Here is a 25,279-nt window from a genome sequence, read left to right on the forward strand (position 1 = left end):
ATGCCAGCAGGATAATGCAATTGCTTATATGCGACAGCAGTTGTTGCGTCGAAGAAGATGCAGTTACCCCCGGTGATGGCTGGCAGAGACAGAGAAGTATATCGATGGCTAATCCGAACCTCTTACGCTTATGCCATTCAGGAACAAGTCCACCAGATGGCCGATACGCGATTTCGATGGATCGTCATTTTCGATGGCAATGGAGATGGCAGTTACAACGTAGATGAAATCCTCGTAAGTGACATCGCGGCGGATGGTGCCAGCTTCTTGTCCACGCTGCAGCAGCCGACGCCCTTCCGCGGTAATCGCATTACATCCGGGCGTCCCGCATTGGATAACAGTCCCGATCGAAACAGCAAGGCTCTGATACGTGCTCGTGTTCCTGGCAAGATCTTCAAGATAAGCTCGCACCGCATCGCCTGGAGTTAGATCTGGGTCGCGCTTACGGCTGGTCTCGGCCAGCGACAAGAAACGCTCGTTGCTGGTAGCTGCCAAAAGTGCCTCACGCGTGGGAAAGCGACGATAAAGCGTGCCGATACCGACGCCTGCGCGCTTGGCAACCTCTTCCAGCGGAACACCAGCTCCTTTTTCGAGGAAGAGCTCCTCTGCGGCAGAAAGGATAAGTTCGCGGTTTTTTTTCGCGTCAGCCCGGAGGGCGGGTTCATCACTCAACTTATTTTCCTCTATCGCTTGCCAAGTGGAGGCTACCTCCATATTACAAGTGGAGCAATCCTCCACTTGTCAAAAAAGGGCAAATAAGAAATGACAAAACGTTTCGAAAACAAAGTCGTGGTGATAACGGGAGGTAGCGACGGCATCGGCCTCGCAACGGCCAAACTTTTCGCCATCGAAGGTGCGCACGTGTACATCACAGGGCGCCGGCAAGAACTACTCGCCGAGGCCGTGAAAGAGATCGGCCACGGGGCGGTCGGCGTGCAAGGTGACGTCACCAAGTCTGCCGACGTCGTGCGGCTTTACGAACGGATCCAAAGCGACCACCAAAGGGTCGATGTCGTCTTCGCCAATGCGGGCATTTACGAGGTCGTTCCGCTCGATGCAATCGACGAAACGCATTTCGACTCGATCTTCAACGTCAATGTGAAAGGTATGGTGTTCACAGTGCAGAAAGCACTGCCACTGATGACAGCAGGAAGTGCCGTCGTCCTCAACGGCTCCATTGCTGGCAGCAAAGGCCTGCCAAGCCAGTCTCTTTATAACGCCAGCAAGGCAGCGGTGCGCTCGTTCGCCCGAAGCTGGACGAATGAGCTTAAGGAGCGAGGCATCCGCGTCAACGTCGTCTCGCCTGGTGGAACAGAAACACGGCTGATACGCAGCTACCTTGACACGCAACCCGAAGTCGAAGAGGCTCTCAATAGAAGCGTGCCGCTTGGGCGGTTGGGGGAACCGGACGAGGTGGCACGCGCAGTCCTTTTCCTGGCATCAAGCGAGAGTAGCTTTGTCGCTGGACATGAACTCTTCATCGATGGCGGTGTTGCCGCGGTTTAGGCCTCGGGCGTCGCAATGCCATTGCAATCCCGGCCTCGCAACAACTATCTGTGATTGCGCTAGTCCGTCTTGCGGTTCCGCAATGCCTCGGCCTGGGCGTAGAATTTCTTTTCCCACTCCTTGTGGTTGTCGAGACCTTCGCGGATGAACGGGGTGAAGATCGCCAGGTTCATCAGCATCCAATTGATGAAATTGGCCGGGAAACGGGTAGGCTTGTTGAAGTCGACAAACAGCACGACGCGGGTCTTGTCGGTGTGGTTCCAGGCCTCGTGCTCATAGGCGTCGTCGAAAATGAGGACCTTGCCTTCCTGCCAGTGGCAAATCTGGTCCTTGACGCGGATCGCCAGTTTGTCAGCCGGTTCAGGCACGATCAGCCCCAGATGAAGGCGCAACACGCCATTATAGGGGCCGCGATGGGCCGGCAGGTGCTTGCCCGGCTCGAAGATCGAGAACATCGCCGTTTTCATGCCGGGAATTTTCTGCACGACCCGCCAAGTATCCGGGCAGGCCTGGATGTTCTGCTCGGATTTCAGCCCGAAGCCGGCGAGAAAGAATGTCCTCCAGTGGCTGTCCGTCGAGATCGTCTTCACATCCGTGGAAATTTCCTGGAAGGTCGGCAATTCGCTCTGGCGCAGCAACACGCGGTCGAGTTCGGCGCGAATCAGCGGCCAGTCCTTCTCGATCTCGGCGACCCAGGGAAAGATCGCATTATCGTAGACGGGGGGATTGCCGAGCTTGGCATATTTCAGGTTCAGCCGTTCGGCCCAGGCAACGATGCCCATGAAGAAGCGCGTCATGGCTCCCGGGCGCTCCATTGGCGCGATGCCGGTCGTGGCGAAAGTCTGGTCGGAAGGCTTTGGCTCTACGGAAGAGGAATTGGTCAGGGTATCGGTCATATCTATCAATTTCTGCTGGAAAGACGATCGTCGAGCGTCGGAGTTGGGCTTATCGAGCCATTCGGTTTGCGGCTAGTATGTATGCAATCGGCTATGATGCGCAAGCATCGCAGTCCGCGATCCCGGCACGCATCACCGCATTCTGATCGCCTCAGACTTTCAGTTCGCGGCGCTCGAGTTCCGTCACAAGCGCCAGATCCAGGACCTTCTGCAGATTGGCGGCATGGCGGAAATTCGGATCCTGAGGCACGCCGGTCCGCACAGCCTCGACAAAGCGCTGGTAGTTGGTCAGCACCGAGGGTACGTCGACGACTTTCCACTCTGCCGTTTCCACGTCGTCGCCAGTGCAGACACGTAGCTCCGAACCGTCCGGACGGTGGATGACTTCAAGCCCGCCGCGCTCGCCATAGACCCGCAACTTCAGTTCGTTGAGATGCCCCGTCGCCCAGCGCGTCGCATGCACGACGCCGAGGGCGCCGTTGGCAAAATCCACCGACATCGCAAAGCTGTCATTGGCATCGAGCCGGTATTCGCCGATCTGGCCGCCCGGGGCCTTGTTGAAGGTCTTCAGTCGCGCAAACACGTGATCGATATCGGTCGCCGCACCATAGGCGGCAAAATCGAGAATGTGGATGCCGATATCGCCCAGCACGCCGTTAGACCCGTGGCCGGTCGATAGCCGCCATAGCCAGGTAGATTCGCTGCGCCAATCTCCCCAAGCCTTGGAAACGAGCCAGCTCTGCAGATAGGACGCCTCGACGTGCTTGACTGTGCCGATCTCGCCGGCGATCACCATCTCGCGGGCCCGCTGCAGCGGCGCGACGTTGCGATAGGTCAGGTTGACCATGTTGATGACGCCGGCCCGTTCAGCCGCCTCCGTCATCTCGAGCGCCTTTTCGTAGTTCTCGGCGAGCGGCTTTTCACAAAGCACATGCTTTCCGGCCGCCAGCAGGGCGAGCGTCGTCGGGTGGTGCATGCGATCCGGCGTGACGTTCGTCGCCGCGTCGAATTCCCCCCAGGCAATCGCCTCGTCCAGCGACGTGAACCGGGTTTTGATATTGAACCGGTCGGCAAAGGTGGCAAGCCGGGTGGCATCGCTGTCGACAGCCGCGACCACCTCCACGCCGTCTATGCGCGCAAAATGATCGAGCTGGTTCTTGCCCATGACGCCGGTGCCAACGATGATGAGACGCATATTCGACCTCAGCGGTAACCGGCTTCGCCGGCCTGGTGCAGTTTCGGGCCACGTTCGGTAATCGGCTCCAGCGCCTGCTCGACGGGAACGTTCGGCGCGTCATGGATGCCGGTCCATGCCGCCTGCGGATTATAGGCCCAGGCAACGGCGTTGATCAGCACGGTCTTGATATTCGGGTCGTAGTAGGTCGGATAGGTCTCATGACCCGGGCGAAAATAGAAGATGTTGCCGGCGCCACGCTTCCAGGTCATGCCCGACCGGAAAACCTCCCCGCCCTGGAACCAGGAAATGAACACCGTTTCGAGAGGTTCCGGCACCGAAAAGGCCTCGCCGTACATTTCCTCGTTTTCGAGCACGAAATTTTCCGGCAGACCGGTAGCGATGGGATGGCTCGGATTGACGACCCAGACGCGCTCCCGCTCGCCGGCCTCGCGCCATTTCAACGCACAGGGCGTGCCCATCATCCGCTTGAAGATCTTGGCGAAATGGCCGGAATGCAGGACGATGAGCCCCATGCCCTCCCAGACGCGCTTGGCGACGCGCTCGACGATCGCGTCGTCGACGGCTCCATGGTCGGCATGGCCCCACCAGACGAGGACATCGGTGTCGTGCAGCCGCGCTTCGCTCAATCCGTGTTCCGGCTCCTGCAGGGTGGCAGTCGTTGCCTCGATGCGCGCATCGCTATTCAGCGCCGCGGCAATCGCCGTGTGCATGCCCTCCGGATAGACCTTGCGAACCACGTCGCTTGTCTGCTCGTGGATGTTCTCGCCCCAAACCACTGTTCGAATTGTTTTTGCCATAGCATCTCTCCCGTGAGTCTCTGTTGTATTGCGGCATTCCCGCCTTTTTCGGGGCATGCCGCCAGCTCGCATGATGTTGAAGCAAATAGAGCGGCCATCCGAGTTGAGAAAGGGCGCCAGGCCTTGCGCTCAATGCGAAATCGATTTGGAAAACAGGTTGACGACGAGCACTCCGGCGATGATCAGCACAAGCCCGATGACGGCCGGCAGATCAAGCCGCTGACGGAAGAACACCAGCCCGACAACCGAAATCAGCACGATGCCGAGCGCGCTCCAGATGGCATAGGCAACGCCGACGGGTATGGCCTTGAGCGTGATCGACAGACAGTAGAACGAAGCTGTGTAGCACGCGACGAGGACGACGATCGGCCAGGGTCGCGTGAACTGCTGCGACAGTTGCAGCGCCGTCGTGCCGATCACCTCCAGCACGATGGCGACCAGCAGCAGGCCATAAACGGATGCATTCGCCATCGGGCCCTCTTCTTTCTATTTGTGCGTGAGACTGACAAGCCGGTCGACGAGCGCCTGTCGGGATGCGGGTGTTGCATCGCCACTGCCGAGAACCTCGGCAAGCCAGATCCCGTCTATGGCAAACCGCACGATCCGGGCATCGACGGACGAATCCGTACCGACGAAATTCTCGCTCTGCTTTTCCACCCAGTCTCGCCAGCGCTGCCGCAGCGCCGGGTCGGTCAGCAGCGTCAGCGTCGCCTGCCCCCAGTCCCCGGAGGCCTCGGTACGCTCTCTAAGATCGACGACCGCACGCAGATAGCCACGGGTGAAACGGCCATAAGGCACTGGGTCGTTGCGCATCTGCCCATCGATAGCCGCATCCAGCTGGTCCAGCAGGCTGTCGAGCATGGCCTCCAGCAAGCTGGCCTTGGTCGGGAAGTGATGCAGGAGCCCACCCTTGCTGACGCCAGACGCAGCCGCCACGGCATCCAGCGTCACAGAGGCGACGCCGCGCTCAGCCGCCAAACGCGCGGCAACCGCGAGCAGTTGCTGGCGGATAAGCAAGGGTTGCTTTTTTCTGTGATGTGCGTCGGACATTCCGCATGACATACCGTCCAGACGGTTTTGTCAATCGTGTAAACCTGTCAACTTGCCGACCTCACCTCGATGCGCCTTTCCGTCGTGACATCGAAAAGATGCACCTGCGATGGGTCGATGGACAGGCCGATGCGATCCCCCGGCCGTACGCCCCGACGGGAGGTCTCGACGATAGTCAGTTCCGGGACCGTGACTGTCGTCAGGAACGTCGAGGACCCCGTCGATTCGACGGTGTCGATGCGGATATCGAACGTCCCTTGCCCTTCGGGCGCGGTGACGAGATGTTCGGGTCGCAAGCCGGCAAGCACCGGTTGGCCGGGGTGCAACTGGCCGGAGATCGGCAGCGTCCGCTGACCTTCTGCAAAATCGAGCACCACGCTCCGGCCATCGGCAGCGGCGCGTGCCGGCACGAAATTCATCGCCGGTGAGCCGATGAAACCTGCCACGAAGCGATTGACCGGCCGGTCGTAGAGATCGAGCGGGGCACCCTGCTGCTCGATAACGCCGTCCTTCATGACAACGACATGATCGGCCATTGTCATTGCCTCGATCTGGTCATGGGTCACGTAGACGAACGTTGCCTTCAGCCGCTCGTGCAGCATGCGGATTTCCTTGCGCATATGGACGCGCAACGCCGCATCGAGGTTCGACAGCGGCTCGTCGAACAGGAAGGCCTTCGGATGGCGGACGATGGCGCGGCTCATGGCAACACGCTGCCGCTGGCCGCCGGAGAGCTCGCGCGGGTAGCGTTTCATCAACGGCGTCAGCCCGGTCGTGGCTGCAACATCGGCAGCGGCCTTGCGGGCCTCGGCTTTCTTCACGCCACGGATGCGAAGGCTGTAGGTCAGGTTCTCCTCGACCGTCATGTGGGGATAGAGCGCATAGGACTGGAACACCATGGCAATGTCGCGCTTGCGCGGCGGCACGTTGGTCATCAGTTCGCCGGCAATGCGCATGTCGCCCGCAGAGATCTTCTCCAGCCCCGCCAGCGACCGCAGAAGCGTGGACTTGCCGCAGCCGGACGGCCCGACCAGCGCGACGAAGGTGCCATCCTCGATGGCCAGATTGATATCCTTCAATGCGTGGAAGGCACCGTAGTACTTGTTGACGCCGCTGAGTTCGATTTGAAGGGTCATTTGAGGGCTCCCGATGTGAGGCCGGAAACGATGCGGCGCTGCAGAAGAACGAAGATGGCAAGGATGGGCGTCACATAGATCGTCGAATAGGCCATGATCTTGTTCCAGTCGGTGGTGTTGGGGCCCATGAAGCTGTTGAGCCCGACGCTGGCGGGCTGCAGGTCCGCCGCCTGGATCATCGACTTCGAATAGACGAACTCGCCGAAGGCCTGCATGAAGATGAGAATGGCGCTGACGAGGATACCGTTGCGGGCCAGCGGCAGGACGATGTTGAAGAAGGCACCGATGCGCGAATTGCCGTCCACCAGCGCAGCCTCCTCCAGTTCCATCGGCACGCTCATGAATGTAGCGCGCACGAGCACCACGAAGAACGGCATCTTGTTCGCGGCGATGGCGATGATGACGGACAGACGCGGGTAGTCGAGCAGTCCGATCTGCGAGAAGCCGACAAATATCGGCGTGATCATCAGCGACGGCGGCAGCACCTGCAGAAGCAGGATCAGGAACAGCCCGACGTCGATCCAGTGGTTGCGGTACCGCGCCAGCACGTACGCGCATCCGCAGCCGAAGATCGAGATCAGCACCACGGCACCGACGGCGATGACCAGCGAGTTCCAGAGATAGCGGGCCATGTTACGGCTCGCCCACACCTCGCCGTAGATGCTCCATTGGGGATCGTGCGGCCAGAAGCTGGGCGGCGTGACATACATCGCCGAGCCGCTTTTCAGGCTGGTGACATACATCCAGTAGAGCGGGAAGAGGTAGATGACGGCAAGCACGATGGCGGCAAACAGCATCAGCCTGTTGCGGAAAGTGTCACTCATCCCCGCACCTCATGGCGTGTTGACCGGACATAGATCACCGAAGCGACAATGACGAAGACCAGCATGATGACCGAAATTGCAGCTCCCTTGGCGAAGTCGTACTGACGGAACGACAGGTCCCAGGCCCAGAACTGCGCGACGTTGGACGAGTTGTTCGGCCCTCCGTCGGTAATCGCCGCAAACAGGTCGAATTGCTGTAGCGTGAAGATCAGCCCCAGCGAGACCACGGCACCGATGGTCGAGCGCATCATCGGCAGCGTGATCGTCCAGAAGCGCTGGAAGACATTGGCGCCATCGAGTTCGGACGCCTCGAACAGATCCTTCGGGATAGCGGCAAGGCCGACCGACAGCAGGATCATGTTGAACGCCGCGCCCAGCCAGATGTTGGCGAGAATGACGGCCCACAGCGAGAAATTCGGGTCCGATCGCCAGAAGATGTTGCTGCTGATGATGCCGGTTTCGCGGAGTATGAAGTTGAAGATGCCGAAGTCGCCGGACAGCATCCAGTTCCAGACCGCGCCGACAACAAGACCGGGCATCACCCACGACACCAGGAACAGCCCGCGCAGCCAGGAGGCACCGGGAAAATTCACCCAGAAGAACAGTGCGAGGCCAAAGCCGATGGCAAACTGGCCGGCAATCGATGCCACGACGAAGATCGCCGTGTTGAAAAGGATGCTGCGCGTCTGCGGCAGCTGGAACAGGTCGATATAGTTCTGAAGACCGGCAAACGGCCTGATGAAGGTGCCCATGCTGAACATGTCGACCTGCTGGAAGCTCATCAGCACATTGTAGATGAGCGGCAGTCCGGACAGCAGGAACAGGAAGGACAGCGGAAAGACGACAAGGGTGATGTCGAAACCGCGACCATCGGTGAGACTGGATAGGATTTTGCGCATGGTCTCCCTGTGGGTCAGCACGGCGGTGCTGCCTTGCAATCTCGAAATGGGGCCATCTCTACATTGGCGACGAGACGGCCCCTTCCGGGAGGAAACTGTGGGGATGGCGGATCTACACCGCCATCCGGCTAGAGTGCTGGTATCAGCCGAGCGCCTTGATCTTTTGGGCTGCCTGGTCGAGCGCGTCCTTCGGCGACATCTGGCCGGTGAGCGCCGCCTGGATGGCATCCTGGATCGCCTTGGAGATCTTCGCCCATTGTGGCGACGGACCACGCGGCTTGGCATATTTCAGCTGTTCGACGAAGGTCTTCAAAGCTGCGTCTTTCAGAGCATTGCCGGTCGGCGGGATGGTGATGTCGGAGCGGGCCGGCAACTGGCCGAAATCCTTGAACATCGTCGGGTCCTGGGACACGAAATATTCCACCACCTTGAAGGCCTCTTCCGGGTGCTTGCTCTTCGAGAAGATCGCCCAGTTATAGTCGCCCATGGCCGACGAGCGTTGCGCACCTTCCTCAGGAACCGGCAGGAGCGCGGTGCCCCAGTCGAACTTGGCATCCTTCAGCATGCGATCGATTTCCCACGGGCCGGAAATGACCATGGCGGCATTGCCGGAGTTGAACGTGGCGGTCGAATCCCATTGCCCGCGTGTCAGCGAATCGCGCGAGGCAAGCTTTTCGTCGATGATCTGCTTCCAGATGGTCAGTGCCTTTACAGCGCCATCCGTGTTGATGTGGTCGTAGGTGGCGCCGCCCATCTGTGCCCAGGGCAGGAACTGGAACGTCCCCTCTTCACCAGCCTTCGCTGAAAACGCCAGGCCGTAGACGTTCTTTGCCGGATCGGTCAGCTTCTTTGCATCCGCAACCAGTTCGTCCCAGGTCTGCGGCGGCTTGGCGGGATCGAGTCCGGCTGCCTTGAACATGTCCTTGTTGTAGTAAAGCGCGATGGTATTCGTCGCCTTCGGAACGCCGTAGTATTTGCCGTCCCACATCACCGACTTCAGCGGACCGGGGAAGTAATTGGCGGGCTTGACGATCGTCGATTTGGAAATCATGTCGGTGAGATCGAGAAAGGCGCCATGCGAGGCGAACAGCGCATGGTCCGGATTGTCTATGGCAATGATGTCGGGCGCCTTGCCGGTCGAATAGGCGCGCATCGCCTCGCTGACCACGTCGTCGAACTGGATTTCGCGATATTCGATCTTGATGCCGTTGTTGAGCGCATTAAACCGCTTCGCAAGATCGGGGGCCGGTTGCCCATCCTTGTCCAGCGACCAGACGGTGATGACTGTGTCCTCCGCCCTCGCAGACAGCCCGAATGCGGACACGCTGGCCAGAGCCAGGACGCCAAGCAACATGATTTTACGGATACCCATGGTTCTCCTCCTTCTTGGTTATCCATTGGACCGGCGTCCTCCCGCCGGCCTTATGCACGTCTTCAGTATCCTGCTAACCTCAGGCGGCGATCGCGACGAAATCGCCACCGCGGCTCTTCTTCAGGTAATTCAGTCCGTGGACCTGGCCGGTCATCTCCAACTCGTTGCGGTAGACCGGATCATGCCAGCCTTCGATGTCGATCGAGCCGGACCAACCTGCCATCCGCAGCTCGGAGATGATGTCGGTCCAGTTGCTGTCGCCAAAACCGGGCGTGCGCATGAGGACGAATTCTTCCTTACCGAAAATGCCATGCTCCTTGATGACATCCCAGCGGATCGTCGCGTCCTTGCCGTGGACATGAAAGATCTTCGACGCCCACTTGCGGATCTGCGGCAGCGGCTCGATCAGGTAGACCATCTGGTGGCAGGGTTCCCACTCGAGCCCAATGTTTTCATCCGGGGTCTCGTTGAACATCAGCTCCCATGCATCTGGATTGTGGGCAATGTTCCAGTCGCCGGTCGCCCAGTTGCCTTCCATGGCGCAGTTTTCGAAGGCTATCTTGACGCCCTTGTCGGCGGCGCGCTTGGCAAGCTCGCTCCAGATCTGCTTGTAGCGCGGCAGGCTGTCGGTCAACGGCTTGTTGCGGACGCGGCCGGTAAAGCCGGCAACGCAAGTAGCGCCAAAATGATGGGCGTTGTCGATGCAATCCTTCCAGCCCTGCAGCGTCTGCAGGTCCATGTCGCCTTCCTCAAGCGGATTGCCGAACATGCCGAGCGTCGACATGGTGATATCGCGATTGCCGATGGCATCGATACAACGTTTGCCGAGCTCGGCAAGGTTCTGGCCGTTTGTCGTCTGCCAGAAGAACGGCTCGAAACTTTCGAAGCCGAGATCGGCGATCTTGGAGATGCGGGCCGCAGCGTCCTCGTCGGAGGCCTTGACCATGGTGCCGATACGGATGGAATTGGCTGGATTATTCACGATCTCTGTCCTTGTACTGAAGGTCTTCAGGCTGAAATGTCGATGCGTTGGCCGGACCTGGCGCTCTCGATGGCGCCAAGCACCATGGCAAGGCTGCGGATATTGTCGCTGCTCACCGTCTCAGGAGGCCGCCCGGTCTTCACGGCCTCGAGGAAGCTGGCGATGACGCTGGCATGACCATGGGTCTCCGCCTCATGCTCGGGTCCTGGCACCTCGATCGGGGTAAAGCCATGCAGCAGCCCCTCCTCGTTGCCGGCGACCGTCGCCTCGAAAGCGTCCTCGCCATCCCAGGTCAGCATGCCCTTCGAGCCCGTCAGCCGCCACTGGCTTTCCCAGCTCGTCCGCCGCCCCTCGGCACACCAGGAGCCGCGATAGGTGAAAGTGACGTCGTCCGAAAATTCGAAGATGGCGTGGGCAGATGCACCGTCGCGGTACCATGAGCCTTTCGGGTTCGTCTCTACGCAATAGACGGCCAGCGGCTTGCGGTCGGCAACGAAACGCGCCGCATCGAAGGTGTGGATCGCCATGTCGAGCAGCAGCACGTGGTCCATCTCATCGCGGAAACCGCCGAAATGCGGCCCGAGGAAGAAATCGCAGTGTATGCCGGTCAGTTCGCCGATGGCACCGCTTTCCACAAAGCGCCGCAGGCGCCGGATGCCGGCGATATAGCGGCGGTTCTGGATGATGGCGTGCACCTTGCCGGTCTCCGCGGCCAGTTCGATCAGTGCCGCGCCTTCCGCCAGCGATGTCGCCATCGGCTTTTCCGAGAGCACATGGCAGCCGGCTTTCAGCGCCGTCGACACGACGCCGAAGCGCGCAGCCGGAATGACGACGTCGAACACCATGTCCGCCTTCGTCCGGGCGATGACATCGCCGAGATCGGAACCTATGACGGTACCTTCGAGACCGAACTCCTTGGCAAGGTTCTCAGCCGTCTCGCGGTTGAGATCGACGAGGCCGACAATTTTTATGGCAGCGGCTACTGCCGGGTCAGATGCGATGGCGCGCAACCAGCCTTTGGACATAGCTCCGCACCCGCACAAAATGGCATTGAATGTCAAAATCTTTTCCTCCGCCGGAGCGCGTCATCTCCCATGACAATGGCTCCGTAAACGTTTACGAGACTAGTCGGAAATGTTTTGCTGTGTCAAGAGAGGGAAAAACGGAATTTGCCGACCGAAGGAAAAACGCCGCCGATGAAGGGTATCCGACAGCTCGCCAAACACCTCGATATTTCGATCGGCACGGTCTCTCGCGCCCTAAATGGCAAGGCCGATGTCAATGCCGAGACGCGTCAGCGTGTGCTCGCAGCAGCCGTCGAACTCGGCTATGTCGCCAACCAATCCGGCAGAAGCTTGCGCCAGGGAACGACCAACGTTATCGGCCTGATGATGGAATCGAGCAAGGAAACCAACGAGAACGGTGACAACTTCTTCCTAGGCCTGACCAGCGGGCTGCAGAGCGTGCTGTCGCGTCACAAGCTCGACCTTATCATGCTGCCCTGCCCCAGTGAGGAGGATCCGACCGAATACCTGCAGCGCATGGTCGCCCGCGGCATCGTCGACGGCATGATCATCTCTGCCACGCAGCGAATCGACCATCGTCTGGACCTCCTGTCGCGCACCAAGATCCCTTTCGTCACGCTTGGACGCAGCCAGTCCGGCGGTGAATATTCCTGGGTCGATCTCGATTTCGACGGTGTCGCAAACAGCTCAGTCGATCGGCTGATCGCCAAGGGCCATCGCCGCATTGCCGTCGCGGCACCATCGAACGACGTCAATCTCGGCTACATCTTTCTCGACGGCTACCGGAATGCCCTGAAGCGCCACGGCATCGCATATGACCCGTCGCTGGTTTTCAGGGTCAAATCCAGCGAGCAAGGCGGCTACCAGGCGGCACACGAGATGCTGTTGCTTGACGACCGGCCAACGGCGATCATCCTCATCTACGAACTGATGGCGATCGGCCTTTACCGCCGGCTGACGGAGGCAGGCGTCATTCCCGGCCACGACCTCGCCGTCATCGGCTTTCGCGAAGAGCCGCGCGCAAAATTCCTGCAGCCAACGCTGACCTGCTTTCGCATGTCCGTGCGCGATCTCGGTGTCGAACTGGCCGAGACCCTGCTGGCCACCATGCCCGCCTACGCGTCCTTCTATCCGAAAGGCGCCTGCAACACGATATGGCCGCTGGAACTGGTGCCGGGCGAAAGCGATGGCTTCGAGCGGAAACCCTGACCGCAGCGCCGAAACGCCGCAGTCAGCCATCTAAGCTTGCGGGATTGTCGACCGCGCGGCATTTAGGATGCAAAGCAGGAGCCGGCGGTGAGCGAAGAGACGACCACATTGTATGAAGCCATCGGTGGCGCGCCAACGGTGCAGGCGCTGACCGATCGCTTCTATGCGCTGATGGATACGCTCCCCGAGGCCGCCCGCTGCCGCGCCATCCACCCGCCGAGCCTCGACGGCAGCCGAGAGAAATTCTACGAATACCTGACCGGCTATCTCGGCGGCCCTCCGCTCTACACAGACAAGCGCGGCCATCCCCGCCTGCGCAGCCGCCACTTGCCGGCAGCTATCGGACCACTTGAGCGCGACGAATGGCTGCTCTGTTTTCGCCGCGCACTGGATGAGACGATTGCCAGCGAGCAACTCAGGGGCATCATCTGGGAACCGGTCGAGCGCCTTGCCCACCACGTGCAGAACAAGGAATAGCAGCCCGATGAACGCCTATGTCCGCCCAACCCTTCTGCTTATGTCCGGTATCTTCGGCTGCGCAGGCGTTGCCTTGGCCGCAGCCTCCGCGCATGCCGGTGGCGATACGCACCTGCTGGCGTCGGCATCGGCAATGTGCCTTGCCCACGCGCCGGCCCTGCTGGCGCTCTACGTCGGATATCGCAGCCTTCGCACCGCGCCGCTTGGCGGCCTGATGATGGGGCTCGGCACACTGCTGTTCACAGCCGATCTGCTGGCTCTTTATGCAAGGGGAACCGGGCTGTTTCCGATGGCGGCCCCCATCGGCGGCTTTGCAATGATGGGCGGGTGGCTGGTCGTGGCAGCAGGCGCCTTCTTGCGGACAACACCTAAGCCCGATTGAGATCAGCCAGACGGCTCAGATGCCTTGGACCACTTTAAAACCCTCGAACACGGGATGGCCGATATAGACCGCCTTGTGATCGCCGGCATTGCGGTGGGACTTCCGAAAGCTCTCGGATTTGGTCCAGTTGATGAAATCAGCCTCGTTGGCCCAGGTCGTGTGCGAGGAAAACAGGGTGTAGCCCTCTTCCTCGTTTGTCTTGCTGCGCAACAGCCGGAACTCGACGAAGCCCGGAACTTCCGGCAGGCTGGAATCGCGATTTCTCCAGATGGATTCGAATTCCGCCTCGGAGCCGACGGCTACCTTGAAGCGGTTCATGGCGATATACATGGTCATCCCTTTCGAGTCCTACGGGCCTTTCAAGCCTTGGAAGAATATCGCCGATGTTTGCCCGATGCAGCGGCAAAGGCAACCACATTTCTCCCCGTCGCGGCATCGCGTCCGAAGGCTGCGACTGGCACCTCGCCCGGCGGACGGGCGGCCTCACGTGGAAAGACAATGACATCAGGCGCATGGGCCGCTGTACCCCGCCGCGCCATCAGCGCAGAAATCTCAGGCACTGCAGCGCCGCCCTCACCAGTCGGCGCCAGCCTGTGTAGGCCGATCATATTCACGCTGTCGGAGCTATCGGTCATTGTGTCGTGACCCGGTCGTTCATGGTGTGAAGGGCGCGCTCGAGGCTGGATTTGCTGCCGTTGCGCAAGGGGATAAAGGTCTTTCCGTAGCGCTTGCAGCCGGTCTTGACCCTGAGGCAGGCGTCGTGGCTGATACAGTCGATCGGGCAGAAGACGCAGTCTACTGACTGCAGTGCGGTGTCGATGCGCGAAACTGCTTCCCGCAGTCCGCCGTCATGGTGCAACAGTTCGGCGCCGAAATTGCTGGCGATCTGGCGAAGATGGGCAACCTGACAATCGCGTCCGCCGACATAGAGAAAGCTGCGGCCGTCCAATCGGGATTTGCCCGTCGCTAGCGGCGCAGCCTCGGTGATCGCCACCTCGCGGTTATCCCTTTTGCTCTTGCGCGCCATGCCATCACTCCGTTTTTCTGGTTTCATTTCGGCCCGATTTCGGCGGGCCTGGAGCGACCTTATTAAACTGGAGTATTCGAGTAAAGTATAAACTTGATTATTTTACTCATCTTATTTGCCTCCCCTAATTGCCTGTGACCTGCACCTCCTGGGTGAAGGTCCAGCTGGGCTTTCCCCACTCCGGCGGCAGCGATGGAAACGGTGCGGCACGGCGAACGCCGTCGAGCACCACACTATCTATTTCGGGAACGCCGGAACTACGCGCGAGCGACAAAGAGGTCAGCTCACCGCTGACGCCGATGGTCAGCCGCACACGCACTGTCAGCGCTGTCGTGATACGGCGATATTGCGATGGCGGCCGCACCGAGCGGCGGATGCGCGACTGTACCTTGCCGGGATAGTTCGCCACGGCGGCGCTGCCCGATCCCTGGCGATTGCCGACTGCTGCCGAATTGCTGTCGGAGCGGGCTGTTTCGGTGCCTTCCGACGAGCCGCGCTTGGTATCCTGCTCGTTTTCCCCCTTCGAGCCAGACTTCATCTTCGCAGCTTTCGGCGGCGGCTTCTTCACCACGTCCTTCGGCTTCTGTACCTTCGGCGGTGGCGTCGGCTTCTCGATAGGCTTAACCGTCGCCTCCGGCGGAATGATCTCCGCTGGCGGCGCGGGCGGGACAGGAGCACTCGCCGCATCTGTCGGAGGTGCTGCCGGCGGTTTCGTTTCCTCGAGTGGGATCTCGGTCGCTTGCGGCTGGACGACGGTGGGTTCGGCCGGCACTTGCGCCGCCAGTACCTCCGGTTCGGGAGAAACGACGGTCTCCGGAGAGACCTGGCTCAACGCCTGCGTCGGCTGCACCGGATCAGGCTGAATAGCTTCCGGCACCGGTTCAGACGGCTGGACAGCGGGTGCGGGTTCCGTCTGTTGCGGCTCGACCGGCGTGACTTCGGCCGTTTCGGTCTTGCTCGGCTGGACGGCCTGGGCAACGATCTCGTCGGGCTTAGGAGGTTCCTTGTTCTCTTCGCCCGAGGCCTGCTGGTCTGCGTCGCCGTTTCCAAGCATGACGACACTGACACTGTCGCCGGCATCCTCGACAGGATCTTCCGGCAACGTCACGACGGCCGTCATCAGCGCCGAAAAAACCGCTACGTGAAAGAGCAGAGAACAAAGGCTTGCCGCAAAACCTGCCGCCCTCCTTTTCGCGCGGACCGTTCTTGGCGCGTCCGGCAGCGAATCGATCGGCGGCGCTGCCGTGCCTGATTCCGTAGCGGCGTCAGGGTGAGCCGGATAGGAGGCGATGCGGGTAACGCGCGCATAGTGGACGACCGCCTCGGCAGCGGGCGGACGCGGGAGTTCGTCTAGTCCCGACAACTCGTGAGCCAGAAAGGTCGGCGGCGTGTTGTCGTTGACAACGGCTCCCATGCGCGGATCGATGCCGGCAAATGGTCTGGATCGGGACTTGGCTGGACTGGTCATGCGCTGCATCCGCCGTTCGGGGAATAGGCGGGCAGCCGGGATCTACCCCGACGCCCGGGATTTCAACCCTCGAAGGGGATTGGCGTCTGCGACCGGGTCGTCAGCGCTGCCTTGCATTCTCCGGCGGCCGGCCCGTCACAAACCGGCGTGTCGTTGACGATGACCCGGGTGACCGCCTCGCACTTGAGGTTCGGCATATCGAACTGCCGCACCCGCTTCTTGCCCACCGGCAACTCGCGGAAATCGAGCACGGTCACTTTGTCGACGGCGTTCTTTTCGTTGAAAAATGCCAGTTCAAAGGAGATCTTCGCAATCGGCGTCGCCATGTCGTTCTCGGCGACGAAGGTCATCATGCATCCCTTTGCCGATGGCGTAAGGGCATTGAGCTCGACATTAAGCCGAGCGGCAACCGGTGTCTGTTGCTGGGCCGAGGCGGATCCCCCCGCCGCCGCGATGACAACATTGCAGACAAATAAACAGACCATCGTCTTCAAGCGCATAGGGCTCTCCCGCACCGGTTCAGGGCGGCAACGACCATGAGGTGCGTCGCCTGCAAATTTAAACTTGACTCAGTTAGTATCCTATTGCGTCTTTAGAAAACCATGACTATGAGAGTCAAGATAAAACTCCGGGTAGACCGGCCCGATCCCATGATTTTGCAGGCAAAAACGAGCCAGATGATTGCTGATAAGACGCCAGCGACCCCGCCGCCGCATGCGGTGCAGACGGTCAGGACGATCGAGAGCGCGGAGATCTTTCGCGGTCAGAACGAGATCGTCATTCGGCATGAAGATTTCACCTACCGACTGAAAATCACCCGACAGGGCAAACTGATACTCAACAAATAGGGCATTTGACGATGACGACCCCAACCCGACCAAGCCCCGCCGAAATCCGCAGCTTCCGCGCCGAAAACCCGAAGATGCGCGAACGCGATATCGCAGCCCGTCTCGGCATCTCCGAGGCCGCCCTCGTGGCTGCCGAAGTAGGCCTCACGGCCATCCGTATCGACGCCAGCGCCAATCGCTTTCTGGAGCATGTGGAAAGTCTCGGCGAAGTGCTCGCCCTGTCGCGCAACGAAAGCGCCGTGCACGAAAAGATCGGCATCTACGAGAACATCAAGTCTGGCAAGCATTCCGCCATCGTCCTGGGGGAAAACATCGACCTCCGGATTTTCCCGTCACGCTGGGTGCACGGCTTTGCAGTCACCAAGACCGGCGGCGATGACATCAGGCTGAGCCTGCAGTTCTTCGACAAGGCCGGCAGCGCTGTCCACAAGGTTCACCTGCGCCCCGCCTCCGATGTTGCCGCCTATCATGCGATGGTGGCGGCACTGCGTATCGAGGACCAGTCCCAGGAACTCGTCGAGGACATGTCCGGCTATGACAAGGGCAGCGTCGACGGCGAGGTCACGCGTGACGAATTGCGCGACCATTGGGGCCAGATGAGGGATACCCACGAGTTCATCGGCCTGCTGAAGAAGCTGAAGATCGGTCGCCAGTCGGCGCTCCGGACTGTCGGCGACGATTATGCCTGGAAGCTCGACGGCAGCGCCGTCGAAACCATGCTGGAGGCCGCCGCCGCAGATGGCCTGCCCATCATGTGCTTCGTCGGCAATGACGGCATCATCCAGATCCATTCCGGCCCAGTCGCCAGCATCAAGACGATGGGACCGTGGATCAACGTGATGGACCCCACCTTCCATCTCCATCTACGCCTGGACCACATCGCCGAGGCATGGGCGGTGCGCAAGCCGACCGCCGATGGCCATGTCAGCTCGCTCGAAGCCTATGGCGCCGATGGCGAGATGATCATTCAGTTCTTCGGCAAGCGCAAGGAAGGCTCCGACGAGCGCCCTGAATGGCGGAAGATCATCGAGGCCTTGCCGAAAATGGCAGCCGAAAGCGTTGCAGCCTGAGGATACGACGATGAAGTCCATTCGGAATTTGTACCGGATCAAGGCCTGGCAGGCAGCCCTCACCCTCAGCGTCATGCTGATGCCGACGATCCCCGGAGCGACGGCATTCTACCACGTCGCCGGTCAGGCCCGTGCGGAGGAGGCGCGCAAGCTGGACACATCGCGGCTCGTGTCGATCGGCGGCGACATCACCGAAATCGTCTATGCGCTTGGCGAGGAACATCGGCTGATCGCCCGCGATTCGACCAGCGTCTATCCGGAAGCCGCCACGAAACTGCCGGATGTTGGCTACATGCGGGCGCTATCGCCGGAGGGCATACTGGCTGTCAATCCGACTGCCATCATCGCCGTCGAGGGATCCGGCCCGCCGGAGGCCGTCGCAGTGTTGCGCAATGCCAGCCTGCCATTCGAAACCGTGCCGCAGGGCTACGACCGGGACGGCATCCTGAAGAAGATCGCCGCCGTCGGCACCCTTCTCGGCGTTCCCGACAAGGCCCGCGCGCTGGATGACAAGGTCGCCGCCGATCTCGACGCCGCCATCGCGGCATCGGACAAGCGGCCGGCCACCGAGCGTAAGCGCGTCCTGTTCATCCTCAATGCGCAGGGCGGCAAGATCATGGCATCCGGCACCGGGACCGCCGCCGACGGCATCATCACGCTCGCCGGCGCCATCAATGCGGTCGGCGTCTTTCCCGGCTACAAGCCGCTGACCGACGAGGCGATCATCGAGGCCAAGCCCGACGTGATCCTGATCATGAACGGCGGCGGCGGACACGCTTTGAGCGACGAGGACCTGCTGAAGCAGCCGGCCCTCGCCCTGACGCCTGCAGCCGAACACAAGGCAATCGTCCACATGGACGGGCTGCACCTTCTCGGTTTCGGGCCGAGGACTGCCAGCGCGATCCGCGACCTCAACCGCGCAATTTACGGAGGCTGAGCCATGGCGATCAGCGATACCGCCGGACACTCGCTCGGGATCGCGGCCAGGAGCCGCGATTGCCTCGCCCGTTATCGTGCCGGCGATCGGTCGCAGATCGCCGTCGTGGTCATCGGCACGCTGACCGCGCTTGCTGTTTTCGCCCTGCTGTTCTCGATCACGACCGGCGCATCCGATGCCTCCGCATTCGATGTGGTCCACGATCTCTTTCGCGGGACCGGAGCCGCCACCGCGCTCAGCATGCGCGACCACATCATCGTCTTCGACATCCGCCTGCCCCGTGCCATCCTCGGCTTCCTGATCGGCGCCTCCCTCGCCGTTTCCGGCGCCATCATGCAGGGCCTGTTTCGCAATCCGCTGGCAGACCCCGGCCTAGTCGGCGTGTCCTCCGGCGCAAGCTTCGGCGCGGTGGTGATGATCGTTCTCGGTGGCACGCTGGCAGCCCCGATCTACGCAGTGCTTGGCATCTACGCCCTGCCGCTCGCAGCCTTTGCCGGAGGCCTCGTGACCACCCTGCTTCTCTACCGCATTGCCACACGGGACGGCCAGACATCCGTTGCAACCATGCTGCTCGCCGGCATCGCGCTTGGCGCGCTGGCGATGGCGGCCACCGGCGTGCTTGTCTACATGGCCGACGACAGGCAACTGCGCGACCTCACCTTCTGGAGCATGGGCTCGCTGGCAGGCGCCACCTGGACGAAAATCGCTGCCGCCGCGCCAATCATCGTCCTCTCGCTTCTCGCCATCCCGGTGATCGCCAGGGGGCTCAATGCGATTACGCTGGGAGAAGCCGCAGCCTTCCACATGGGCGTGCCGGTGCAGCGGCTGAAGACGGTCGCCATCCTCGTCGTTGCTGCGGCAACCGGCGCATCCGTCGCCGTCAGCGGCGGTATCGGCTTCGTCGGCATCGTCGTACCGCATGCCCTGCGCATGGTGATCGGCCCCGACCATCGCTACCTGCTGCCAGCCTCGGCACTGCTCGGCGGAACCTTGCTGATTTTCGCCGACGTGCTCGCCCGCACCATCGTCTCGCCGGCGGAAATGCCGATCGGCATCATCACCGCAGCCGTTGGCGGTCCTTTCTTCCTGTGGATCCTGCTGCGCAATCGCACCCGGCTCAGCCTGTAAGGACAATAAGTGATCGACGTTTCCAACCTCTCCGTCCGGCTTGCGGGCAAATCCGTGGTCGATGGCGTGAGCTTCACCGCCCGCCCCGGCCAGCTGACGGCAATCTGCGGGCCGAACGGCTCCGGCAAGACGACGGTGATGAAAGCGATCTCCGGCGAGCTTGCCTATGGCGGCTCGATCCGGCTTGGCGAGCACGAGGTCAAGACGATGAAGCCTTGGGCGCTCGCACTCTCCAGAGGCGTCCTGCCGCAGGCGAGCATTCTCTCCTTCCCCTTCTCGGTGCGCGAAATCGTCCTGATGGGCCTTACCGCAGGCGCCAACAGCAAGCCGCAACACGCGGAGAGGATCGCCATGGAGGCTCTCCGCGCCGTCGATCTCGCTGGTTTCGAGGGGAGGCTCTATGAGCAACTGTCCGGCGGTGAGCAGCAGCGTGTGCAGTTTGCCCGCGTGCTCTGCCAGATCCCGCAGCCTGTCGTCGACGGCAAGCCCTGCTGGCTGCTGCTCGACGAACCCGTGTCCAGTCTCGATATCAGCCACCAGCTGGCGATAATGCAGCTGTCGCGCGCCTTCTGTGCGGCCGGAGGCGGCGTCATTGCGATCATGCACGATCTCAATCTGACGGCCCTGTTTGCCGACCAGATCGTCCTTCTGAAGGCAGGTCGGCTGGCCGCCACCGGTGCCGTTTCATCCGTTCTCAGCGACGAAAACCTGCATGCGGTGTTCGGCTGCGAGCTCCGCGTCAACCGTGTACCTGACAAGGCGATCCCGTTTGTTCTGCCACACAGCGTGTTCGCCGAAGCAGGCGCCTGAGATGGAACTTTTCCACCGTCGTCGCGTTCAGTTGTCAACGACATAGGTCAATGCCGACGGCTCAGTTTTGCCGTTGGTAGTGGCCTCCCACAAAGAGACGCATTGGCGCGTTGACAATAAGGAGAACAAAAATGGCAAACTCCCTCCTCGATACCATCCGCAGCAAGCGTAACGGTGCTATGAGCGACATTGAAAACACCATCGAAAATCAGATGGACAACCTGCGCGGCGAGATCGCTGAGCTAACCAAGCTCATCAGCAAGAACGGCGCCAGCCAGAGCAAGCGCATCCGTGCGCAGGCCGAATCCGGTTACGAGGACCTGCTTGCCCGCAGCGAAGACCTGATGCACCAGCTGCAGGATGGCTACGCTCGCAGCGCCAAGGAAGTCCGCGCCACTGTACGCGCGCATCCGACGACCTCGATCGGCGCAGTTGCAGCCATCGGCCTGTTGTTTGTCTTGCTCGCACGCCGCTAAGGAGCATCAATGCTGGGTCCCATCCTTGGCTTGCTGCTATCGGGCTCCGTGAAGAACACCGTTGCGCGTACCAAGCGCAACGGTATTTTCATTGCTATTGCAGCAGTCTTCATCCTCACAACATACGTGTTCGGCCTGTCTGCCCTGGCGCTCTGGCTTGGCACGATCTACGGCCCGCTCCACGCGTCGTTGATCATAAGTGGCGGCTGCCTGCTGATCGCAGTTGCCATCCTCATCGTTATGGCTAGCATCAACGCCCAGGAAGCTCGCCGGGCGCGCGAAAAGCGGCTGGCTGCGCAATCCATGGCCACGGTCGGCCTCGGACTGTTGCGCTCGCAGCCCATGCTTGCTGCAGCGGTTGCCGGCGCGTTTCTGCTCAGCACCGTGATGGGCTCGCGCGACGACGACTGAGCGATCTCGCTCAAGCAATCCCGCTAAGCCAATAAAAAACCCGCCGCACCTTAACGTGCGGCGGGTTTTTTTGTTAGACGTCGAAGCTGAAAACAGTCAGTTGATTAAAAGGCGAACGCCCTTGACGTTAGCGGCGAGGATGTTGCATCCGGGCCGAAGTCTGCCTCACCTGTGATCTGCAACAGTTCCTGCAGACGTTGGCGGGCACGATTGACGCGGCTCTTGATCGTGCCGACTGCGCATTCGCAGATTTCTGCAGCTTCTTCGTACGAGAAGCCCGAAGCGCCGACCAGGATGATTGCTTCACGCTGGTCAGCAGGAAGTTGCTCGAGCGCCTTGCGGAAGTCCTGAAGATCGAGGGCGCCGTACTGCGACGGATGGGTCGCCATCGATTCCGTGAACAGACCATCGCTGTCCTGGATTTCCCGGCCGCTCTTGCGCATCTGGCTGTAAAGCTCGTTGCGCAGGATCGTGAAGAGCCAAGCCTTCATGTTGGTGCCCATTTCGAAGTGGTCCTGCTTGGCCCACGCCTTCATGATGGTGTCCTGGACGAGATCGTCAGCGCGGTCGTGGCGACCGATGAGCGATATCGCAAATGCACGCAGGCTTGGCAGCGCAGACAGCATCTCGCGTTTGAAACTTGGTTGCACTTTATCCATGAGCCTACTCCCGCTCGGCCGACTTTGCGGACGCCATTTCGACCTGGTCGAGTTTCTCAAGCAAATCGAGGAAGCGGTTCGGGATGGCTTCGTCCTGTGCAGCGGCATAAAGGCTGCGGAGACGGCTGCCTATCTGGCTGTTTGGATCGAGGAGGTCCGCAACTCTAACATCGGGCCTTGGCTGTTCCGTGTCTTCCTGATGGGACGCTGTCATATATATTTCACTCTCGGACGTGTTGGCGTTAGGCTTGTTTCCGGGTGACACCGGAAACGCGGATTAGGGATGTCAAGGACCGCATTTACGTTGTCATCGAGGCTGGACATGCTAGATCCAATATCACGTGGACGCATAATGCATGCAGCGAAAAAAAGTTCCAGCACCTCGGAACATTTCTGGTTGCCGCCGGTTATAATCCTATTAAAGACGGTTAAACATGCCACGGCTACTGACGGGAGCTATTTTATGACACTTTCCACTCGAATTGCTCCGCATCTCCCCTACTTGCGTCGCTATTCCCGGGCACTTACAGGCACTCAGACCTCCGGCGACGCCTATGTAGCAGCCGTTCTGGAAGCCATTATTGCCGATATCTCCATCTTTCCGGACACTTCGAACGATCGCGTCGCGCTCTACAAGCTTTTCACCACCCTGTTCGGTTCGAGCTCGGTCCAGGTTCCGGAACCGACTTCGCCTTACGCCTGGGAGAAGCGTGCCTCTGCAAACCTTTCGAAGGTTTCGCCGGTAGCCCGGCAGGCCTTCATCCTGGCATCCGTCGAGAATTTCCGCATGCCTGAGATCGCCGAAATTCTTGGCCTCGACGAAGCCGAAACGGCTCGCCTGCTTGACAGGGCGTCTACCGAGATCTCCCGTCAGGTAGCAACCGACATCATGATCATCGAGGATGAGCCGCTCATCGCCATGGACATCGAGCAGATGGTCGAGAGTCTCGGCCACCGCGTGACCGGCATTGCCCGTACCCACGCCGAAGCCGTTGCACTCTACAATGCGACAAAGCCGAGCATGGTTCTTGCCGACATCCAGTTGGCAGACGGCAGCTCTGGTATCGATGCGGTCAACGACATTCTGAAAAACGCCAGCGTGCCGGTCATTTTCATCACCGCCTTCCCGGAACGTCTGCTGACAGGCGAACGCCCCGAACCGACATTCCTGGTGACGAAGCCGTTCAACCCGGACATGGTGAAGGCACTGATCAGCCAAGCGCTGTTCTTCAACGAATCGACGAAAGTCGCGGCCTGACATTCGATCCACGGAACAATAGAAAAGTGAAAGCGTTCCGTCAGCCCGGAGCGCTTTTACAAAACGACTTGCGATTTGGCTGATGTGCCCGCCTAGTCGGACACCCCGGGTTTCAATCCGGTTAGGCGAAGGAAAGGCATCTTGGTGAATAACGTTGATCCATCGTCCAGCTCACCGCTCGGGTTCGAGGGTAAGGCTGCTATGATGGAACGCGCACTCGGAAGTGCGGGCGTTTCGATAATCTATCAGGACGCCTGTCTTCTGGTATCCTATTTCGAGAACCTTCCCGAACATCTGACCGGCATCGCAGCCCTCGGAATTGACGATATCGCGTTGTTCGGCGAGAAGGATGGAAATCACATCCTGGGCCTGAAGCGCGACGTGCTCAGCAGCGGCAAACAGGCCAAGGCGGAAATCTCGATTCCCTCTGCAGAGGGCATAAAGATCTATGAAATCAAGATGGAACGGACCGATGGTGCCAGCCACGGCATCCTTTCCGTGATCTTCGAGGTGACTGAAAGCCGTCATCGCGAAAAGGTCCTGAAATCGCTTCTGCGCGAGCTGTCGCATCGCTCCAAGAACCTGCTTGCCATTATCCAGGGTATCGCCACCCAGACAGCGCGCAACACCCTGTCGCTCGATAACTTCCTGATCAAGTTCCGGGGACGCCTGCAATCGCTGTCGAACTCGCAGGACCTCATCACCGATTCCAGCTGGCGCGGCGCCTACCTGTTCGAGCTCGCCCAGAAGCAGTTTGCCCCCTACTGGCCGGATGCGAGCATTCCCGTTCCGATCCACGGCATCAACGCCCACCTGACGCCGAACGCCGCCGTCCATCTCGGCCTGGCATTGCACGAGCTGATCGTCAATTCCGCCACCCATGGCGCCATCGCCGCTGGCACGACCAGCATCACGCTGGACTGTCAGGCCGTCGAATGGGAAGGCAAGCAGGCCGTCGAAATCGTCTGGTCGGAAACGATCGTGACACCTGGCGCCGCCAATGATTTTGAAGACAACAGTTTCAGCAAGACGGTGCTGGAGCGCGTCGTACCGACGTCGATGAACGGCCGCGCCAAGCTCGGCGTCAGCCCCGAGCATCTCGACTACCGCTTGACGATTCCGGAAACGGAATACGAGATCCTGAAGCAATCCTGATCTCACAGACGCCCCAGAAATAATGCATTTGAAGACGCAGAAAATCAGCCGTTGCGAGGGCGCGCAACGGCTGATTTATGACTCACCGGGAGGGGGACCGTGAGTAGACGTCCGACGACGCTTTGAAGGGGCGCGCACCTGGGTGGGTGCATTCATCATCAGGACACACTTATAACTGTCCAGCGTACCGCTGGTTCCACCGTATTCGAAATAATTCGCTCTTCTGGACAGGAACCGGCTCGGCGCGTCTGCCGTGCAGGACCCGACAGCCGCATGCGG

The 25,279-nt window shown here is 60.5% G+C and carries 32 protein-coding genes; 13 read left to right on the forward strand and 19 right to left on the reverse strand.

The annotated features are described in order from the left end of the window. Positions 1 to 108: 108 nt before the first annotated feature. A complete protein-coding gene (locus J5289_RS14695; protein WP_209184408.1) occupies positions 109 to 672 on the reverse strand; it encodes a TetR/AcrR family transcriptional regulator in 564 nt (187 codons plus the stop codon). Positions 673 to 762: 90 nt separating this feature from the next. Here J5289_RS14695 and J5289_RS14700 point away from each other — a divergent pair, with 90 nt between their 5' ends. Continuing rightward, entirely contained in the window at positions 763 to 1,506 is a 744-nt protein-coding gene (locus tag J5289_RS14700; protein WP_209184409.1) for an SDR family NAD(P)-dependent oxidoreductase, read from the forward strand. Positions 1,507 to 1,565: 59 nt separating this feature from the next. On the opposite strand, the gene J5289_RS14705 is transcribed toward J5289_RS14700, so the two are convergent. From J5289_RS14705 to J5289_RS14755, 11 genes are all read right to left on the reverse strand, one after another. Next, the gene (locus tag J5289_RS14705) at positions 1,566 to 2,402 is read right to left on the reverse strand and encodes an aspartyl/asparaginyl beta-hydroxylase domain-containing protein (RefSeq protein ID WP_209184410.1); all 837 of its coding nucleotides are present in this window, start codon (positions 2,400 to 2,402) and stop codon (positions 1,566 to 1,568) included. 151 nt (positions 2,403 to 2,553) lie between these two features. Beyond that, positions 2,554 to 3,597, reverse strand: coding sequence for a Gfo/Idh/MocA family protein (locus J5289_RS14710; protein ID WP_209184411.1), 1,044 nt, complete (start codon positions 3,595 to 3,597; stop codon positions 2,554 to 2,556). Between the two features lie 8 nt (positions 3,598 to 3,605). Continuing rightward, positions 3,606 to 4,397 (reverse strand): ThuA domain-containing protein, encoded by a 792-nt coding sequence (locus J5289_RS14715; protein WP_209184412.1) that lies wholly within the window; start codon positions 4,395 to 4,397, stop codon positions 3,606 to 3,608. 129 nt (positions 4,398 to 4,526) lie between these two features. After that, positions 4,527 to 4,868: an SMR family transporter gene (locus tag J5289_RS14720; protein WP_142823450.1), complete on the reverse strand. Its 342-nt coding sequence runs from the start codon at positions 4,866 to 4,868 to the stop codon at positions 4,527 to 4,529. Between the two features lie 15 nt (positions 4,869 to 4,883). Then, positions 4,884 to 5,447, reverse strand: a complete 564-nt coding sequence (locus J5289_RS14725; RefSeq protein ID WP_209184413.1) for a TetR/AcrR family transcriptional regulator — start codon at positions 5,445 to 5,447, stop codon at positions 4,884 to 4,886. A gap of 47 nt (positions 5,448 to 5,494) precedes the next feature. Beyond that, a complete protein-coding gene (locus tag J5289_RS14730) occupies positions 5,495 to 6,583 on the reverse strand; it encodes an ABC transporter ATP-binding protein (protein ID WP_209184414.1) in 1,089 nt (362 codons plus the stop codon). Further along, on the reverse strand, positions 6,580 to 7,407 hold the full coding sequence (locus tag J5289_RS14735; RefSeq protein WP_209184415.1) for a carbohydrate ABC transporter permease: 828 nt from the start codon (positions 7,405 to 7,407) through the stop codon (positions 6,580 to 6,582). The genes J5289_RS14730 and J5289_RS14735 overlap by 4 nt, the downstream gene beginning before the upstream one ends. Continuing rightward, positions 7,404 to 8,306 carry a carbohydrate ABC transporter permease gene (locus J5289_RS14740; protein WP_209184416.1) on the reverse strand — a complete coding sequence of 301 codons (903 nt, stop codon included), beginning with the start codon at positions 8,304 to 8,306 and terminating at the stop codon, positions 7,404 to 7,406. Before J5289_RS14740 ends, J5289_RS14735 begins: the two co-directional genes overlap by 4 nt. 142 nt (positions 8,307 to 8,448) lie before the next feature. Then, positions 8,449 to 9,678, reverse strand: a complete 1,230-nt coding sequence (locus J5289_RS14745) for a sugar ABC transporter substrate-binding protein (protein WP_209184417.1) — start codon at positions 9,676 to 9,678, stop codon at positions 8,449 to 8,451. Positions 9,679 to 9,757: 79 nt separating this feature from the next. Next, the gene (locus tag J5289_RS14750; protein ID WP_209184418.1) at positions 9,758 to 10,660 is read right to left on the reverse strand and encodes a sugar phosphate isomerase/epimerase; all 903 of its coding nucleotides are present in this window, start codon (positions 10,658 to 10,660) and stop codon (positions 9,758 to 9,760) included. 26 nt (positions 10,661 to 10,686) lie between these two features. Next, on the reverse strand, positions 10,687 to 11,721 hold the full coding sequence (locus J5289_RS14755) for a Gfo/Idh/MocA family protein (protein WP_209184419.1): 1,035 nt from the start codon (positions 11,719 to 11,721) through the stop codon (positions 10,687 to 10,689). Between the two features lie 135 nt (positions 11,722 to 11,856). On the opposite strand from J5289_RS14755, the gene J5289_RS14760 reads away from it, so the two are divergent. The 3 genes from J5289_RS14760 to J5289_RS14770 all read left to right on the forward strand — a co-directional run bounded on the left by J5289_RS14760 (position 11,857) and on the right by J5289_RS14770 (position 13,753). After that, positions 11,857 to 12,894 (forward strand): LacI family DNA-binding transcriptional regulator, encoded by a 1,038-nt coding sequence (locus J5289_RS14760; RefSeq protein WP_209184420.1) that lies wholly within the window; start codon positions 11,857 to 11,859, stop codon positions 12,892 to 12,894. 87 nt (positions 12,895 to 12,981) lie between these two features. Beyond that, positions 12,982 to 13,371, forward strand: a complete 390-nt coding sequence (locus J5289_RS14765; protein ID WP_209184421.1) for a group II truncated hemoglobin — start codon at positions 12,982 to 12,984, stop codon at positions 13,369 to 13,371. Positions 13,372 to 13,378: 7 nt separating this feature from the next. After that, positions 13,379 to 13,753, forward strand: coding sequence for a DUF423 domain-containing protein (locus J5289_RS14770; RefSeq protein ID WP_209184422.1), 375 nt, complete (start codon positions 13,379 to 13,381; stop codon positions 13,751 to 13,753). Positions 13,754 to 13,768: 15 nt separating this feature from the next. Here the strand turns inward: J5289_RS14770 and J5289_RS14775 are convergent, their stop codons facing one another. The 5 genes from J5289_RS14775 to J5289_RS14795 all read right to left on the reverse strand — a co-directional run bounded on the left by J5289_RS14775 (position 13,769) and on the right by J5289_RS14795 (position 16,733). Next, positions 13,769 to 14,083 (reverse strand): antibiotic biosynthesis monooxygenase, encoded by a 315-nt coding sequence (locus tag J5289_RS14775; protein ID WP_209184596.1) that lies wholly within the window; start codon positions 14,081 to 14,083, stop codon positions 13,769 to 13,771. Positions 14,084 to 14,112: 29 nt separating this feature from the next. After that, the gene (locus tag J5289_RS14780) at positions 14,113 to 14,388 is read right to left on the reverse strand and encodes a hypothetical protein (protein ID WP_142823461.1); all 276 of its coding nucleotides are present in this window, start codon (positions 14,386 to 14,388) and stop codon (positions 14,113 to 14,115) included. Continuing rightward, the gene (locus J5289_RS14785; protein ID WP_209184423.1) at positions 14,385 to 14,780 is read right to left on the reverse strand and encodes a DUF2325 domain-containing protein; all 396 of its coding nucleotides are present in this window, start codon (positions 14,778 to 14,780) and stop codon (positions 14,385 to 14,387) included. Before J5289_RS14785 ends, J5289_RS14780 begins: the two co-directional genes overlap by 4 nt. 124 nt (positions 14,781 to 14,904) lie before the next feature. Beyond that, entirely contained in the window at positions 14,905 to 16,248 is a 1,344-nt protein-coding gene (locus J5289_RS14790; RefSeq protein ID WP_209184424.1) for a TonB family protein, read from the reverse strand. 62 nt (positions 16,249 to 16,310) lie between these two features. Further along, the gene (locus tag J5289_RS14795) at positions 16,311 to 16,733 is read right to left on the reverse strand and encodes a hypothetical protein (protein WP_247749191.1); all 423 of its coding nucleotides are present in this window, start codon (positions 16,731 to 16,733) and stop codon (positions 16,311 to 16,313) included. Between the two features lie 192 nt (positions 16,734 to 16,925). Here J5289_RS14795 and hemP point away from each other — a divergent pair, with 192 nt between their 5' ends. The 7 genes from hemP to J5289_RS14830 all read left to right on the forward strand — a co-directional run bounded on the left by hemP (position 16,926) and on the right by J5289_RS14830 (position 21,928). Next, positions 16,926 to 17,096 carry a hemin uptake protein HemP gene (gene hemP / locus J5289_RS14800; protein ID WP_209184426.1) on the forward strand — a complete coding sequence of 57 codons (171 nt, stop codon included), beginning with the start codon at positions 16,926 to 16,928 and terminating at the stop codon, positions 17,094 to 17,096. A gap of 11 nt (positions 17,097 to 17,107) precedes the next feature. Continuing rightward, the gene (locus tag J5289_RS14805) at positions 17,108 to 18,166 is read left to right on the forward strand and encodes a hemin-degrading factor (RefSeq protein ID WP_209184427.1); all 1,059 of its coding nucleotides are present in this window, start codon (positions 17,108 to 17,110) and stop codon (positions 18,164 to 18,166) included. Positions 18,167 to 18,176: 10 nt separating this feature from the next. Next, positions 18,177 to 19,103, forward strand: coding sequence for a hemin ABC transporter substrate-binding protein (locus tag J5289_RS14810; RefSeq protein WP_209184428.1), 927 nt, complete (start codon positions 18,177 to 18,179; stop codon positions 19,101 to 19,103). Between the two features lie 3 nt (positions 19,104 to 19,106). After that, complete coding sequence (locus tag J5289_RS14815; RefSeq protein WP_209184429.1) at positions 19,107 to 20,231, forward strand: iron ABC transporter permease; 1,125 nt, start codon at positions 19,107 to 19,109, stop codon at positions 20,229 to 20,231. A 9-nt stretch (positions 20,232 to 20,240) separates the two neighbouring features. Continuing rightward, positions 20,241 to 21,041, forward strand: a complete 801-nt coding sequence (locus J5289_RS14820) for a heme ABC transporter ATP-binding protein (RefSeq protein WP_209206493.1) — start codon at positions 20,241 to 20,243, stop codon at positions 21,039 to 21,041. A gap of 131 nt (positions 21,042 to 21,172) precedes the next feature. Next, positions 21,173 to 21,517: a YqjD family protein gene (locus J5289_RS14825; protein WP_209184431.1), complete on the forward strand. Its 345-nt coding sequence runs from the start codon at positions 21,173 to 21,175 to the stop codon at positions 21,515 to 21,517. A gap of 9 nt (positions 21,518 to 21,526) precedes the next feature. Next, positions 21,527 to 21,928, forward strand: a complete 402-nt coding sequence (locus tag J5289_RS14830) for a hypothetical protein (RefSeq protein ID WP_209206492.1) — start codon at positions 21,527 to 21,529, stop codon at positions 21,926 to 21,928. Between the two features lie 104 nt (positions 21,929 to 22,032). Here the strand turns inward: J5289_RS14830 and J5289_RS14835 are convergent, their stop codons facing one another. Together J5289_RS14835 and J5289_RS14840 are read right to left on the reverse strand one after the other, a co-directional pair. After that, positions 22,033 to 22,587, reverse strand: a complete 555-nt coding sequence (locus J5289_RS14835) for an RNA polymerase sigma factor (RefSeq protein WP_111222568.1) — start codon at positions 22,585 to 22,587, stop codon at positions 22,033 to 22,035. A gap of 4 nt (positions 22,588 to 22,591) precedes the next feature. After that, the gene (locus tag J5289_RS14840) at positions 22,592 to 22,801 is read right to left on the reverse strand and encodes a NepR family anti-sigma factor (protein ID WP_209184433.1); all 210 of its coding nucleotides are present in this window, start codon (positions 22,799 to 22,801) and stop codon (positions 22,592 to 22,594) included. Between the two features lie 249 nt (positions 22,802 to 23,050). On the opposite strand from J5289_RS14840, the gene J5289_RS14845 reads away from it, so the two are divergent. After that, positions 23,051 to 23,845 (forward strand): response regulator, encoded by a 795-nt coding sequence (locus J5289_RS14845; protein WP_142823471.1) that lies wholly within the window; start codon positions 23,051 to 23,053, stop codon positions 23,843 to 23,845. A 201-nt stretch (positions 23,846 to 24,046) separates the two neighbouring features. Beyond that, the gene (locus tag J5289_RS14850) at positions 24,047 to 25,000 is read left to right on the forward strand and encodes a sensor histidine kinase (protein WP_142823619.1); all 954 of its coding nucleotides are present in this window, start codon (positions 24,047 to 24,049) and stop codon (positions 24,998 to 25,000) included. Positions 25,001 to 25,279 lie beyond the last annotated feature (279 nt).

Origin of the sequence: Rhizobium sp. B230/85, from assembly GCF_019355735.1 — a bacterium.
GTDB lineage: Bacteria > Pseudomonadota > Alphaproteobacteria > Rhizobiales > Rhizobiaceae > Rhizobium > Rhizobium rhododendri.

What these genes read in the sequence shown, in the direction of transcription:
- J5289_RS14770 (WP_209184422.1), top strand. Translation starts at nt 13,379, where the DNA reads ATGAACGCCTATGTCCGCCCAACCCTTCTGCTTATGTCCGGTATCTTC.
- J5289_RS14810 (WP_209184428.1), top strand. Translation starts at nt 18,177, where the DNA reads ATGAAGTCCATTCGGAATTTGTACCGGATCAAGGCCTGGCAGGCAGCC.
- J5289_RS14795 (WP_247749191.1), bottom strand. Translation starts at nt 16,733, where the DNA reads ATGGTCTGTTTATTTGTCTGCAATGTTGTCATCGCGGCGGCGGGGGGA.
- hemP (WP_209184426.1), top strand. Translation starts at nt 16,926, where the DNA reads ATGATTGCTGATAAGACGCCAGCGACCCCGCCGCCGCATGCGGTGCAG.
- J5289_RS14745 (WP_209184417.1), bottom strand. Translation starts at nt 9,678, where the DNA reads ATGGGTATCCGTAAAATCATGTTGCTTGGCGTCCTGGCTCTGGCCAGC.
- J5289_RS14845 (WP_142823471.1), top strand. Translation starts at nt 23,051, where the DNA reads ATGACACTTTCCACTCGAATTGCTCCGCATCTCCCCTACTTGCGTCGC.
- J5289_RS14840 (WP_209184433.1), bottom strand. Translation starts at nt 22,801, where the DNA reads ATGACAGCGTCCCATCAGGAAGACACGGAACAGCCAAGGCCCGATGTT.
- J5289_RS14725 (WP_209184413.1), bottom strand. Translation starts at nt 5,447, where the DNA reads ATGTCCGACGCACATCACAGAAAAAAGCAACCCTTGCTTATCCGCCAG.
- J5289_RS14700 (WP_209184409.1), top strand. Translation starts at nt 763, where the DNA reads ATGACAAAACGTTTCGAAAACAAAGTCGTGGTGATAACGGGAGGTAGC.
- J5289_RS14815 (WP_209184429.1), top strand. Translation starts at nt 19,107, where the DNA reads ATGGCGATCAGCGATACCGCCGGACACTCGCTCGGGATCGCGGCCAGG.
- J5289_RS14735 (WP_209184415.1), bottom strand. Translation starts at nt 7,407, where the DNA reads ATGAGTGACACTTTCCGCAACAGGCTGATGCTGTTTGCCGCCATCGTG.
- J5289_RS14825 (WP_209184431.1), top strand. Translation starts at nt 21,173, where the DNA reads ATGGCAAACTCCCTCCTCGATACCATCCGCAGCAAGCGTAACGGTGCT.
- J5289_RS14710 (WP_209184411.1), bottom strand. Translation starts at nt 3,597, where the DNA reads ATGCGTCTCATCATCGTTGGCACCGGCGTCATGGGCAAGAACCAGCTC.
- J5289_RS14715 (WP_209184412.1), bottom strand. Translation starts at nt 4,397, where the DNA reads ATGGCAAAAACAATTCGAACAGTGGTTTGGGGCGAGAACATCCACGAG.
- J5289_RS14830 (WP_209206492.1), top strand. Translation starts at nt 21,527, where the DNA reads ATGCTGGGTCCCATCCTTGGCTTGCTGCTATCGGGCTCCGTGAAGAAC.
- J5289_RS14705 (WP_209184410.1), bottom strand. Translation starts at nt 2,402, where the DNA reads ATGACCGATACCCTGACCAATTCCTCTTCCGTAGAGCCAAAGCCTTCC.
- J5289_RS14720 (WP_142823450.1), bottom strand. Translation starts at nt 4,868, where the DNA reads ATGGCGAATGCATCCGTTTATGGCCTGCTGCTGGTCGCCATCGTGCTG.
- J5289_RS14785 (WP_209184423.1), bottom strand. Translation starts at nt 14,780, where the DNA reads ATGGCGCGCAAGAGCAAAAGGGATAACCGCGAGGTGGCGATCACCGAG.
- J5289_RS14835 (WP_111222568.1), bottom strand. Translation starts at nt 22,587, where the DNA reads ATGGATAAAGTGCAACCAAGTTTCAAACGCGAGATGCTGTCTGCGCTG.
- J5289_RS14775 (WP_209184596.1), bottom strand. Translation starts at nt 14,083, where the DNA reads ATGTATATCGCCATGAACCGCTTCAAGGTAGCCGTCGGCTCCGAGGCG.
- J5289_RS14760 (WP_209184420.1), top strand. Translation starts at nt 11,857, where the DNA reads ATGAAGGGTATCCGACAGCTCGCCAAACACCTCGATATTTCGATCGGC.
- J5289_RS14730 (WP_209184414.1), bottom strand. Translation starts at nt 6,583, where the DNA reads ATGACCCTTCAAATCGAACTCAGCGGCGTCAACAAGTACTACGGTGCC.
- J5289_RS14850 (WP_142823619.1), top strand. Translation starts at nt 24,047, where the DNA reads ATGATGGAACGCGCACTCGGAAGTGCGGGCGTTTCGATAATCTATCAG.
- J5289_RS14790 (WP_209184424.1), bottom strand. Translation starts at nt 16,248, where the DNA reads ATGACCAGTCCAGCCAAGTCCCGATCCAGACCATTTGCCGGCATCGAT.
- J5289_RS14805 (WP_209184427.1), top strand. Translation starts at nt 17,108, where the DNA reads ATGACGACCCCAACCCGACCAAGCCCCGCCGAAATCCGCAGCTTCCGC.
- J5289_RS14740 (WP_209184416.1), bottom strand. Translation starts at nt 8,306, where the DNA reads ATGCGCAAAATCCTATCCAGTCTCACCGATGGTCGCGGTTTCGACATC.
- J5289_RS14780 (WP_142823461.1), bottom strand. Translation starts at nt 14,388, where the DNA reads ATGACCGATAGCTCCGACAGCGTGAATATGATCGGCCTACACAGGCTG.